Here is an 11,607-nt window from a genome sequence, read left to right on the forward strand (position 1 = left end):
GATTACTCCGTGCCCGCAGGGTCGGCTTGCAGTTGGGTTTCGACTTCTACGGCAGGCTTGGCGTCAGGCTTGACCCACCAGGTGTTGATGCCGATGTCGTACTTGGGCGAGGTTTTCGGGTGGCCGATGTGGTTCCAGTAGGCCACGCGCCAGCTCTTGATGTGCCAGTTGGGCACCACGTAGTAGCCCCATTGCAGTACGCGATCCAGCGCACGTGCGTGGGCCACCAGGCTTTTGCGCGAGTCGGCGTTGATCAGGCTTTCCACCAGTTGGTCAACGGTCGGGTCTTTGAGGCCCATGCTGTTGCGGCTGCTCGGTTTGTCGGCGGCGGCGCTCATCCAGTACTCGCGTTGCTCGTTGCCCGGCGAGTTGGACTGCGGAAAACTGCCGACCATCATGTCGAAGTCCCGCGAGCGTACGCGGTTGATGTACTGCGAGACGTCGACGCGGCGGATGACCAGATCGATGCCGAGGTCGCTGAGGTTGCGCTTGAACGGCAGCAGCACCCGTTCGAATTCGGTCTGGGCGAGGAGGAATTCGATCACTACCGGTTTGCCGGTGGCGTCGACCATTTTGTCGTCGACGATCTTCCAGCCGGCCTCTTGCAGCAGTTGATAGGCCTCACGCTGCTGGGTGCGGATCATGCCGCTGGCGTCGGTCTTGGGATTTTCAAAGGCTTCGCTGAACACCTGGGCCGGCAGTTGGCTGCGGAACGGTTCGAGGATCTTCCGTTGCTCGGGGTCCGGCAGGCCGGTGGCGGCCATTTCCGAGTTCTCGAAGTAACTGCGGGTGCGCACGTAGGCGCCGTTGAACAATTGCTTGTTGGTCCATTCGAAGTCGAACAGCAGCCCCAGCGCCTGACGCACGCGCACATCCTGGAACACCGGGCGGCGCAAGTTGAAGACGAAGCCCTGCATGCCGGTCGGGTTGCTATTGGGGATCAGTTCCTTGATCAAGCGCCCCTCGGTGACCGCCGGAACGTTATAGGCGCTGGCCCAGTTCTTCGCGGTCATTTCCAGCCAGTAATCGAACTGCCCGGCCTTCAGCGCTTCGAGGGCGACGGTGTTGTCGCGGTAATAGTCGGTGGTCATCGTGTCGAAGTTGTAGAAGCCACGGTTGACCGGCAAGTCCTTGCCCCAGTAATCCTTGACCCGTTCGTAACGTACCGAACGGCCGGCCTTCACTTGGGTGACCTTGTACGGGCCGCTGCCCAGCGGGATTTCCAGATTGCCCTTGTTGAAGTCGCGACTGGCCCACCAGTGTTTTGGCAGGACCGGCAACTGGCCGAGGATCAGCGGCAGCTCGCGGTTGTTGCTGTGCTTGAACTTGAACAAGACTTTCAACGGGTCTTCGGCGATGGCTTCGGCAACGTCATTGTAGTAGCCGCGAAACATCGGCGAGCCTTCCTTGGTCAGCGTCTCGAAGCTGAACACGACATCTTCGGCGCGCACCGGGTGGCCGTCGTGGAAGCGTGCTTCCGGGCGCAGGTAGAAGCGCACCCAACTGTTGTCGTCGGCTTTTTCGATCTTGCTGGCAATCAGGCCGTACTCGGTGAACGGCTCGTCGAGGCTGTGTTTGGTCAGGGTGTCGTAGATCTGGCCGATGTCATCGGCGGGCACGCCTTTGTTGATGAACGGGTTGAGGCTATCGAAGCCGCCAAAACCGGCCTGACGAAACACACCGCCCTTGGGCGCATCAGGGTTCACGTAATCGAAATGCTTGAAATCGGCCGGGTATTTTGGCGGCTCGTTATACAGGGTCACGGCGTGTTGCGGGGCGGCCCAGGCCAGCCCGGCGAACAGCAAGCCGCTGGCCTGCACGAGCAGGGTGCGAACAGCGTTCATCGATCTTTCTCCGAAGACTTCAGCCACCATGCGCTCAGGCCCAGGGTGTAGGGCGGCGTGGTGACAAAGGCCAACCGGTTGCGGTAGGCCAGACGGTGATAATTGAGATACCAGTTGGGAATGCTGTAGTGCTGCCAGAGCAGCACGCGATCGAGCGCTTTGCCGGCGGCGACCTGCTCGTCGCGGGTGCGCGCGGCGAGCAACTGTTCGAGCAGGTGATCGACCACCGGGTTGGCGATGCCCGCGTAATTCTTGCTGCCCTTGACGTTCACCTGGCTGGAGTGGAAGTACTGCCACTGCTCAAGGCCCGGGCTCAGGGTCTGGCCGAGGGTCATCGAGATCATGTCGAAATCGAATTGGTCGAGGCGCTGTTTGTACTGGGCGCGATCGACGGTGCGCAGGCGCGCGTCGATGCCGATGCTGTTGAGGTTTTCGATGTACGGCTGATAGAGACGCTCCAGGCTCGGATTGACCAGCAGCAGTTCGAAACGCAGCGGTTGGCCGTCTTTGTTTTGCAGGCGCTGGCCGTGGAGCTTCCAACCGGCCTCGGCGAGCAGGGCGAGGGCTTTACGCATGGTCTCGCGCGGGATGCCACGGCCGTCGGTTTTCGGCAGGGTGAACGGCTCGGTGAACAGCCGGGCTGGCAACTGCTCCTTGTAAGGCTTGAGCATCAGCCATTCATGCCCGACCGGCAGGCCGGACGCAGTGAATTCGCTGTTGGGGTAGTAGCTGCTGGTGCGTTTATAGGCATCGCTGAACAGCGCGCGGTTGGTCCATTCGAAGTCGAACATCAGACCCAACGCTTCGCGCGTCCTGACATCGGCGAAGGTCGCGCGGCGGCTGTTCATGAACAGGCCCTGAGTCTGGGTCGGGATCTGATGCGGGATCTGCACCTTGATCACTTCGCCACGACGTACCGCAGGGAAGTTGTAGCCGTTGACCCAGTTCTTCGCCTGATGCTCGATGTAGATGTCGAACTCTCCGGCCTTGAACGCTTCGAAGGCGACATCGCTGTCGCGGTAGAACTCGACGTCCATGCGATCGAAATTGTACTTGCCGCGATTGACCGGCAGATCCTTGCCCCAATAATCCTTGACCCGCTCGAACATCAGCTGCCGACCCGGCGTGACCGACGTGATGCGGTACGGCCCGCTACCCAGCGGCGGTTCGAAGGTGGTGGCTTTGAAGTCGCGGTCTTTCCAGTAATGCTGCGGCAGCACCGGCAACTCGCCCAGGCGCAGGATCAGCAGCGGATTGCCCGAGCGCTTGAACACAAAGCGAATGCGCTGTTTGTTGAGGATGTCGACCCGCAGCACTTCCTGCAGGGCCGTGCGATACAGCGGATGACCGTCCTTGAGCAGCGTTCGATAGGAGAATGCCACGTCGTAGGCGGTGATCGGCGCGCCGTCGTGAAAGCGCGCTTCGGGGCGCAAATTGAAGACGACCCAGCTGCGATCTTCGCTGTACTCCACCGATTGTGCGATCAAACCGTAGCTCGACGCCGGCTCGTCGCCGGACGGCGAATACTGCCCGGTGCCAACCATCAGCGGCTCGTTGAGCTCGTTGATGCCGTACTGGAGAAAATTGGCGGTGGTGACCGGGCTGGTGCCCTTGAACGTATACGGATTGACCGTATCGAAGGTGCCGAACGCCATTACCCGCAACGTACCGCCCTTGGGCGCTTGCGGGTTGACCCAGTCGAAGTGGGTAAATCTGGCCGGGTACTTGAGCGTGCCGAACTGCGCATAACCATGACTTTCGGTAATCGTCGCGCTTGCGGGTGAGCTCAAGGCCAGGCTGATCAGGAGCAGGGAGAGGGCACGCTTCAAGTCAGATCCGATCCAGCGGCTTGGGCTTTGTGGGCCGTACAGTAACAGCTTGTCTGGACAGGAAAAAGATGCGGGTTAATGGCGGGTTAATCGCTACACGATGTTGCGCCGATTTGTTTCTGTGGTGGGGGGATTTATCTGTGGCGAGGAGAATTGATCTGTGGCGAGGGGATTTATCCCCGCTGGACTGCGCAGCAGTCCCTTCTTCAAGATGCAGAAAAAACGGGGCCGCTGCGCGCCCCAGCGGGGATAAATCCCCTCGCCACAATGTTTCGCCTAGCACAAAGCAATCGGCAATAAAAAGCCCCTGAATTCAGGGGCTCTTCAATCAGTGCGGCTGATAAACCGTGAGCATTTGCCCCGGCTTCAACGCCTTGCCAGCACCCGGATTCCAGCGCTTTAGATGTTGCATCTCAACGTTGAAGCGCTTGGCCACCACGTACAGGGTGTCGCCGCGCTTGACCTTGTACCGGGTCTGCTGCTTGCTCTCGTCCTTGCCTTTGCTCTTGGTATTCGCCGCGACCACGGTGTTGACCCGGCCGGACTTGCGCGCCGGGGCACGCTTGGTGTTGTCCTGCATGACCAGGGTCTGGCCGACCTTGAGATTCTTGCCGGTCAGCTTGTTCCAGCGCTGCAGATCCTTGACTTCGACCTTGTTGGCCTTGGCGATGGAGCCGAGGTTGTCGCCACGCTTGACCCGATAGGCGCGCTTGAGCTGTGCCACTTCCGACGGATCGGCGCCTTCGAACACCGGTTTCAGCGAGCGCGGGCTGATCAGTTCGTCCGGGCGCATGGTCTGCAGACTGGCGGTCAGCAGTTGCGCCTTGGACGTCGGCACCAGCAAGTGCTGCGGACCGTCGATGGTGGTGCGCTGTTTGAACGCCGGATTGAGCTGGAACAGTTCGTCTTCATCGATGTTCGCCACCGCAGCGACCTTGGACAGGTCCATGCGCTGGTTGATTTCGACGACCTGGAAGTACGGCTCGTTGGCGATCGGGTTGAGGTTGACGCCGTAGGCTTCAGGCGCCAGTACCACTTGCGACAGTGCCAGCAACTTCGGCACATAGGCCTGGGTTTCCGCCGGCAGCGGCAGGTTCCAGTAGTCGGTGGGCAGGCCAAGCTTTTCGTTGCGTTCGATCGCGCGGCTGACGGTGCCTTCACCGGCGTTGTAGGCCGCCAGAGCCAGCAGCCAGTCGCCGTTGAACATGTCGTGCAGGCGGGTCAGGTAATCCATCGCTGCCGTGGTCGAAGCGGTGATGTCGCGACGACCGTCGTAGAAGCGGGTCTGGCGCAGGTTGAAGTAGCGCCCGGTGGACGGAATGAATTGCCACAGGCCCACCGCATCGGCGCGGGAGTAGGCCATCGGGTTGTACGCGCTCTCGATCACTGGCAGCAGGGCCAGTTCCAACGGCATGTTGCGTTCTTCGAGGCGTTCGACGATGTAATGAATGTAGAGGCTGCCGCGTTCGCCGGCATTCTCGAGAAAAGAGGGATTACTGGCGAACCACAGGCGCTGTTGCTCGATGCGCGGATTGACGCCAAGGCCTTCCTGCAACTGGAAGCCCTGGCGCATGCGTTCCCAGATGTCCTGGGGCGCCACGGGAGTGGGCTTCTCGGTCAGCCAGATCGGCTTCTGCTTGGCTCGCGCAGCAATGTTCGGCGTGTGCGTCGCTTCAGTCTGTGGAGCGTGGCTGGAGCAACCCGCCAGCGTGGCGGACACAGCCACCGCGATGGCTTGCGCCAGGCGGGTCAAAGCATCTGAATTGACGGACTTACGTATGGATGACGACATTGGCTGGAAGTAAGTTCCGGGCAAAAATGTCGGGCGATTCTAGAAAGCGCACCCCCTGCGGTCAACCATTGAGAATTTTTGCCCCGGCCGGCGCGGTCGTCAGAACTTGTCTTTCCATGCCCGCAGAGCCGCAAATACCTCGCTCGGCTCCCGGTTTTGAGCGCCTTCCCGTTCGTCCACTTTTTGTGTAACCAATGTTTCAGAAGTGCGTAAAAACGGATTGGTAAACTTTTCCAGGGCCAAAGTCGACGGCAACGTCATCACGCCGTTCTGCCGTTGCTGGGTGACCTTTTCCAGACGGGCGGCAATGTCCGGATTGCCCGGCTCGACGGCGGCGGCAAATTTCAGATTGCTCAAGGTGTATTCATGGGTGCAGTAAACCAGCGTATCTTCCGGCAGGGCCGCAAGACGGCTGAGCGAGCGGTACATCTGCTCGGGTGTGCCTTCGAACAACCGGCCGCAACCGGCGGCGAACAGGGTGTCGCCGCAGAACAGCAGGCCATGGTGGTAATAGGCGATGTGCCCCAGGGTGTGACCGGGCACCGCATAGACGTCGAAGTCCCAGCCGAGCACGCTGACGCTGTCGTTGTCCTTGAGCGCTACGTCACGCGCCGGAATGCTTTCGCTGGCCGGGCCGTAGACCTTGGCGCCGGTCGCGGCTTTCAGGCGCTCGACGCCGCCGACATGGTCATGGTGATGGTGAGTGATCAGAATATCGCTGAGCACCCAGCCCGGATGCGCGTCAAGCCACGCCTGCACCGGGGCGGCGTCGCCCGGATCAACCACCGCGCAGCGCTGGGTCTGATGATCCTGTAACAACCAGATGTAGTTGTCGGTGAACGCGGGCAGGGCACTGATCTGTATCATCGTCGGAATTCGCCAAGCAGAAAACATTGGCGCATCTTAGTAGTTCCTGGCGCGTTGGAGAATGACATGACCGATAAAGCGTTCGCTCAGGCCGATCCCGACTGGCTGGCATTGATCAGCGCCGCCCGCGAATGGCTGTCGGGGCCGCTCGGGCAATTTCTGCTGGATGAAGAGCGGCGCATGCTCGACGACGAGCTCGGCCGCTTCTTCGGCGGTTATCTGGTGCATTACGGCCCGTCCGCCGAAACCCCGCCGGCCGCGCCGCAAGTGCAGCGCAACGTGCGTCTCGGCGCACCGTTGCCCGGAGTCGAGATCGTTTGCGAAGAGCAGGCCTGGCCGTTGAGCGAGCACGCCGCCGACGTGGTGGTGATGCAGCATGGCCTGGATTTCTGCCTGTCGCCCCACGGTTTGCTGCGTGAAGCAGCGAGCAGCGTGCGCCCCGGCGGTCATCTGCTGATCGTCGGCATCAACCCTTGGAGCAGTTGGGGGCTGCGGCATTTCTTCGCCAATGATGCCCTGCGCAAGGCGCGCTGCATCTCCCCGTCGCGGGTCGCCGACTGGCTCAATCTGCTCGGCTTCGCGCTGGAGAAACGCCGCTTCGGGTGCTATCGTCCGCCGCTCGCGTCGCCCAAGTGGCAGAACCGTCTGGCCGGCTGGGAACGCAAGGCCGGTGACTGGCAATTGTCCGGCGGTGGCTTCTATCTGCTGGTGGCGCGCAAGATCGTGGTGGGGCTGCGGCCATTGCGCCAGGAACGCCGCGAGCCGATGGGCAAGCTGATTCCGCTGCCGATGGCCAAGGTCAACCGCCGCCGCATCGAACCGTAAATCTTCTTTTATTTGTGGCCGGGCTTGTCCCGGCCGCGGTCATTGTCGATCCGTGATTGGCAGGACAGGCATTTTTCTGGAAAGACTGGCATGAGCGAAAGCGTGGAAAGCGTCGACACCGTAGAACTGTTCACCGACGGCGCCTGCAAGGGCAACCCCGGCCCCGGCGGCTGGGGCGCGCTGCTGGTGTGCAAGGGCGTCGAAAAGGAACTGTGGGGCGGCGAGGCCAACACCACCAACAACCGCATGGAGCTGCTCGGCGCGATTCGTGGCCTCGAAGCGCTTAAGCGCCCCTGCGAAGTGCTGCTGGTCACCGACTCGCAATACGTGATGAAAGGCATCAACGAGTGGATGGCCAACTGGAAGAAGCGCGGCTGGAAAACCGCTGCGAAAGAACCGGTGAAAAACGCCGATCTGTGGAAAGAGCTGGACGAGCAGGTCAATCGCCACAAAGTCACCTGGAAATGGGTGCGCGGGCACATTGGTCATCACGGTAACGAGCGGGCTGACCAGCTGGCCAACCGTGGGGTGGATGAAGTTCGCGGTTACAAGCAGAGCTGATTTCGCTTCTAACCGTGGCGTAGCCATTCGCGAGCAGGCTCGCTCCCACAGGGAAATGTATTCCAGGCCTTGAATTGGAATGCATTCCAATGTGGGAGCGAGCCTGCTCGCGAAGAACCCGCCACGGTCTGACTGAAACACCCCGCCGAGCGTGTTAATATCCGCGCCTTTGCCCGATTGACCCGTTGAGAGCTGAGCACTGATGGCCACCAGATCCGTTGTACTCGATACCGAAACCACCGGCATGCCGGTGACCGATGGTCACCGGATCATTGAAATCGGTTGCGTCGAACTGATCGGTCGGCGCCTGACGGGCCGGCACTTTCACGTTTATCTGCAACCGGATCGCGAGAGCGACGAAGGTGCGATCGGTGTGCACGGCATCACCAACGAATTCCTCGTCGGCAAGCCGCGCTTTGCCGAAGTTGCCGATGAGTTCTTCGAGTTCATCCAGGGCGCGCAACTGATCATCCACAACGCGGCGTTCGACGTTGGCTTCATCAACAACGAATTCGCCTTGATGGGCCAGCACGATCGCGCCGATATCACCCAGCATTGCACCATCCTCGATACCCTGATGATGGCCCGGGAACGTCACCCGGGGCAGCGCAACAGCCTCGATGCGTTGTGCAAGCGTTACGGCGTCGACAACTCCGGCCGTGAACTGCACGGCGCTTTGCTCGACTCGGAGATTCTCGCCGACGTCTACCTGACCATGACCGGCGGCCAGACCAGCCTGTCGCTGGCCGGCAACGCCTCCGATGGCAATGGCACGGGTGAGGGTGCCGACAACTCGGCTACGGAAATCCGCCGCCTGCCGGTCGATCGCCAGCCAGCACGCATCATCCGGGCGACCGAAGAAGAACTGGCGGCGCATCTGGTGCGGCTGGAAATCATCGCCAAATCGGCGGGTGCGCCGGCGTTGTGGACGCAGATTGCCGAGGCTGATGCGCAGGCCTGAAAACCTGAAGATCAAAGATCAAAAGATCGCAGCCTTCGGCAGCTCCTAAAGGGATTGCATTCCATAATAGGGGCCAGGAAGGCAGCGATTTTTGCGTTTGGCGACATGGAGCCAAGTTGCCACTCTCGCCACATTCGTCGCAACCCTCTACCCTGAGTGCACTGGTCAGGTGCAAATCTGCCGCCTCAGGACACTGAGCCTCATGTACAAAGAGTTGAAATTTGCGCTGGCAATCATCCATCGCGACAGCAAGGTCGACACTGTCGGCTGCGTCAAGGAATGAGGACTTTTCCCAGTATGCAACCGGTCATGAATCCGAAATACCCAGGGTTGTCGGTGCGGGTCGCCGACGAAGGTTTTGCGCCGTATATCTGGGGCAGCGACTTCAGTTTCGAGGTCGCGGCCTACGGCGCTGCCGTGATCGGCAAACCGGTCGAGCAATGGCCGGTGACGCCGATCGTGCCGTACCGCAAGTGCTACGGTATTGATCCCGAAGAATTCAGCGCCTTTCACAACGCGCCCGACAGTGCGATTTTCATGGCGTATCTGGACGACGAGCCGGTCGGCCACCTGGTGATCAGCACTAACTGGAACGGCTTTGCCCATATCGATGAACTGGCGGTGCACGCCCCGGCCCGCCGCCACGGTGTGGCCAAGGCGTTGCTCGATGTCGCGCAGTTCTGGAGTCGCAAGAAGAAGCTGCCGGGCATCATGCTCGAAACCCAGAACAACAACCTCGGCGCCTGTCGGCTGTATGAGCGCTGCGGTTATGTGATCGGCGGCATCGACCAGTTGCGCTATCGCGGCATCGATCCGCACACCGCCGAAGTCGCATTGTTCTGGTATCGCCTGTTCGATAATCCGCTGGAAAAACCACTCAGCTCGACAACATCGCCTCGGCTTGTTCCGTGATGATCGCCAGCAAGGTCTGAATCGCCGCCGACGGCGCGGCATGTTTGAAGGTCAGGGCGTAGAGGCTGATCGGGACTGCCGGTGACAGCGGGCAGACGTCAAGCCCACCGGCGCGAGCGCCCAAAGCGGTGAACGGATCGACGATGGCCAGACCTTCGCCGGCCTCGACCATGCTGCGCATCATCTGATGGGTCTGCACGCGGGTCTGAATGCTTGGCGCCGGGCGCAGGGCCTGGAGTTTGTTTTCCAGCGCCGGGCTCAGCGGATCCTGACCTTCGAGACCGACCATGGCCTGACCGGCCAGGTCTGCCAGAGAAATGTATTTCTGTTTCGGCTGCAGCCAGCCGTGCGGAGCGAGCAATTGCAGCTTGCCCTGGGCCAACGGCTGGCAATGGATATCGGGATGTTCGGGGTCGTGCAGGCTCAGGCCCAGATCGCTTTCGCGCAATAACAGGCTGCGGACGATGTCGCGAGTCGGCGCGCTGAGCAGGCTGCACGGTGCGTCGGGCAGGCGTCGACGCAGGGTCGCAAGGCTTTGTGGCAGTAATTGTTGAGTCAGCGGCGGGGTGCCGATGATGCGCAAGGGCGGGGCGAGGTATTGCTTGAGGCTGCTGGCCAGACGCTGCACCGGCTCCAGCGCCTCATAGATGTGCGCGATTTCCACTTGCAAGGCGCGCGCTTCGGGGGTCGATTGCAGGCGCCCGCGAACGCTGGCGAACAACATGAACCCCAACTGACTCTCGGCTTCGCGCAAACGCTCTTCGACCTCGGTCACCGGCAATTGCAGCCATTCGGCGGCGGTGCCCAGGTGACCGGTCTGCAAGAGCGCCTGAATCACTTCGATGTGGCGTAAACGCATGCGTGAAGTCCATGTTCAGCAGGTGGGGTCAGACGCTGAATCCTACCCCAAGTCCGCTCGCATGACTTCTGCTCATAATGCAGGGTTATGAAGCAACGGTTGGCTCGGGTTCGCGGATCAGGGTAATGCCTGACTGAACCAGGAGAAACTCGCTGTCACTGACCTTGGTGACCCGATCGCCAATGGCGAGTTTGTAAATGGGCTCCGAGCCAGTGGATCCGTCTGCAGACGGGTTCGATTCCTGGAATTCATGCACGGAATAAACGCGGCCTTCCGCATCTCTTGCATGAAACTGACCGACGAGTACTGCTGCCATCTGCTTAGAACCTCTGGAGATAAAACGCTTGATTTGCGGCTTTGTAGACCGTCAGCAAGCTCGGTAAGTTTTCCTACAGGAAAAAAATATTCCTCGCGCAGGAAAAACCAATGACCACTGGTGAAAATGTCACTGGATCATCTATAACTAGCGACTCTTCCCACGGACCATCGAGAGTCATCCATGAGCAATGTCTACAACGTCGCTGTAGTGGTCGGTAGCCTTCGCAAAGCATCGATCAATCGCAAAGTCGCACTGGCCCTCGCCGAACTGGCACCGGCCAATCTCAAGCTCGAGATTGTCGAAATCGGTGAACTGCCGCTGTACAACGAAGACATCGACGGCGATTCTCCGCCGGCAGCCTACAGCACTTTCCGTCAGAAAGTGGCGTCATCCGACGCGGTGCTGTTTGTTACCCCCGAGTACAACCGCTCGATCCCGGCACCGTTGAAGAATGCCATCGACGTCGGTTCGCGCCCTTATGGCCAGAGCGCGTGGAGCGGCAAACCCGGCGCGGTGATCAGCGTATCGCCAGGCGCCATCGGCGGCTTCGGCGCCAACCAGCACCTGCGCCAGACTTTTGTTTTCCTCGATATCCATTGCCTGCAACAGCCGGAAGCGTATCTGGGCGGTGCGGGCAACGCGTTTGATGAAGCGGGCAAGCTGAGCGACTCGGTGAAACCGTTCCTGCAGAAATTCATCGATGCGTACGGCCAGTTCGTCGAGCAACACAAGAAATAAGCTCACCGAAACTCACTGTGGGAGCGAGCCTGCTCGCGAAGGCTGTGTGTCAGATAATAATTTCATGTCTGGCTCACCGCTTTCGCGAGCAGGCTCGCTC

Annotated in this window: 11 protein-coding genes; 5 read left to right on the forward strand and 6 right to left on the reverse strand. The window is 60.5% G+C overall.

Annotation, left to right across the window (positions count from 1 at the left end; genetic code table 11):
• Nucleotides 1-2: 2 nt before the first annotated feature.
• From BXA01_RS26715 to gloB, 4 genes are all read right to left on the reverse strand, one after another.
• Entirely contained in the window at nucleotides 3-1,844 is a 1,842-nt protein-coding gene (locus tag BXA01_RS26715) for an extracellular solute-binding protein (protein ID WP_076567537.1), read from the reverse strand.
• Nucleotides 1,841-3,673 (reverse strand): extracellular solute-binding protein, encoded by a 1,833-nt coding sequence (locus tag BXA01_RS26720; RefSeq protein ID WP_076567540.1) that lies wholly within the window; start codon nucleotides 3,671-3,673, stop codon nucleotides 1,841-1,843. Before BXA01_RS26720 ends, BXA01_RS26715 begins: the two co-directional genes overlap by 4 nt.
• 328 nt (nucleotides 3,674-4,001) lie before the next feature.
• Nucleotides 4,002-5,465 carry a transglycosylase SLT domain-containing protein gene (locus tag BXA01_RS26725; protein WP_016774157.1) on the reverse strand — a complete coding sequence of 488 codons (1,464 nt, stop codon included), beginning with the start codon at nucleotides 5,463-5,465 and terminating at the stop codon, nucleotides 4,002-4,004.
• 99 nt (nucleotides 5,466-5,564) lie between these two features.
• Complete coding sequence (gene gloB / locus BXA01_RS26730) at nucleotides 5,565-6,332, reverse strand: hydroxyacylglutathione hydrolase (protein ID WP_076567834.1); 768 nt, start codon at nucleotides 6,330-6,332, stop codon at nucleotides 5,565-5,567.
• 66 nt (nucleotides 6,333-6,398) lie between these two features.
• Between gloB and BXA01_RS26735 the strand changes: the two genes are divergently transcribed.
• The 4 genes from BXA01_RS26735 to BXA01_RS26750 all read left to right on the forward strand — a co-directional run bounded on the left by BXA01_RS26735 (nucleotide 6,399) and on the right by BXA01_RS26750 (nucleotide 9,591).
• Nucleotides 6,399-7,157, forward strand: coding sequence for a class I SAM-dependent methyltransferase (locus tag BXA01_RS26735; protein ID WP_076567543.1), 759 nt, complete (start codon nucleotides 6,399-6,401; stop codon nucleotides 7,155-7,157).
• Between the two features lie 90 nt (nucleotides 7,158-7,247).
• Nucleotides 7,248-7,718, forward strand: a complete 471-nt coding sequence (gene rnhA / locus BXA01_RS26740) for a ribonuclease HI (RefSeq protein WP_007910572.1) — start codon at nucleotides 7,248-7,250, stop codon at nucleotides 7,716-7,718.
• Nucleotides 7,719-7,920: 202 nt separating this feature from the next.
• Nucleotides 7,921-8,679, forward strand: coding sequence for a DNA polymerase III subunit epsilon (gene dnaQ, locus BXA01_RS26745; protein ID WP_024012494.1), 759 nt, complete (start codon nucleotides 7,921-7,923; stop codon nucleotides 8,677-8,679).
• 297 nt (nucleotides 8,680-8,976) lie between these two features.
• Entirely contained in the window at nucleotides 8,977-9,591 is a 615-nt protein-coding gene (locus BXA01_RS26750; RefSeq protein ID WP_016774208.1) for a GNAT family N-acetyltransferase, read from the forward strand.
• Here the strand turns inward: BXA01_RS26750 and BXA01_RS26755 are convergent.
• Entirely contained in the window at nucleotides 9,557-10,450 is an 894-nt protein-coding gene (locus BXA01_RS26755) for a LysR family transcriptional regulator (RefSeq protein WP_076567546.1), read from the reverse strand. The two genes, BXA01_RS26750 and BXA01_RS26755, sit on opposite strands and share 35 nt — an antisense overlap.
• An 85-nt stretch (nucleotides 10,451-10,535) precedes the next feature.
• Complete coding sequence (locus BXA01_RS26760) at nucleotides 10,536-10,766, reverse strand: hypothetical protein (RefSeq protein ID WP_076567548.1); 231 nt, start codon at nucleotides 10,764-10,766, stop codon at nucleotides 10,536-10,538.
• A gap of 183 nt (nucleotides 10,767-10,949) precedes the next feature.
• Here BXA01_RS26760 and BXA01_RS26765 point away from each other — a divergent pair, with 183 nt between their 5' ends.
• Nucleotides 10,950-11,507 carry an NADPH-dependent FMN reductase gene (locus tag BXA01_RS26765; RefSeq protein ID WP_039763234.1) on the forward strand — a complete coding sequence of 186 codons (558 nt, stop codon included), beginning with the start codon at nucleotides 10,950-10,952 and terminating at the stop codon, nucleotides 11,505-11,507.
• Nucleotides 11,508-11,607 lie beyond the last annotated feature (100 nt).

The sequence above is a fragment of the Pseudomonas sp. B10 genome (assembly GCF_900156235.1).
In the GTDB taxonomy this organism is placed as follows: Bacteria; Pseudomonadota; Gammaproteobacteria; order Pseudomonadales; family Pseudomonadaceae; genus Aquipseudomonas; species Aquipseudomonas siliginis.

What these genes read in the sequence shown, in the direction of transcription:
- BXA01_RS26755 (WP_076567546.1), bottom strand. Translation starts at nt 10,450, where the DNA reads ATGCGTTTACGCCACATCGAAGTGATTCAGGCGCTCTTGCAGACCGGT.
- BXA01_RS26760 (WP_076567548.1), bottom strand. Translation starts at nt 10,766, where the DNA reads ATGGCAGCAGTACTCGTCGGTCAGTTTCATGCAAGAGATGCGGAAGGC.
- dnaQ (WP_024012494.1), top strand. Translation starts at nt 7,921, where the DNA reads ATGGCCACCAGATCCGTTGTACTCGATACCGAAACCACCGGCATGCCG.
- BXA01_RS26735 (WP_076567543.1), top strand. Translation starts at nt 6,399, where the DNA reads ATGACCGATAAAGCGTTCGCTCAGGCCGATCCCGACTGGCTGGCATTG.
- gloB (WP_076567834.1), bottom strand. Translation starts at nt 6,332, where the DNA reads ATGATACAGATCAGTGCCCTGCCCGCGTTCACCGACAACTACATCTGG.
- BXA01_RS26725 (WP_016774157.1), bottom strand. Translation starts at nt 5,465, where the DNA reads ATGTCGTCATCCATACGTAAGTCCGTCAATTCAGATGCTTTGACCCGC.
- rnhA (WP_007910572.1), top strand. Translation starts at nt 7,248, where the DNA reads ATGAGCGAAAGCGTGGAAAGCGTCGACACCGTAGAACTGTTCACCGAC.
- BXA01_RS26715 (WP_076567537.1), bottom strand. Translation starts at nt 1,844, where the DNA reads ATGAACGCTGTTCGCACCCTGCTCGTGCAGGCCAGCGGCTTGCTGTTC.
- BXA01_RS26765 (WP_039763234.1), top strand. Translation starts at nt 10,950, where the DNA reads ATGAGCAATGTCTACAACGTCGCTGTAGTGGTCGGTAGCCTTCGCAAA.
- BXA01_RS26750 (WP_016774208.1), top strand. Translation starts at nt 8,977, where the DNA reads ATGCAACCGGTCATGAATCCGAAATACCCAGGGTTGTCGGTGCGGGTC.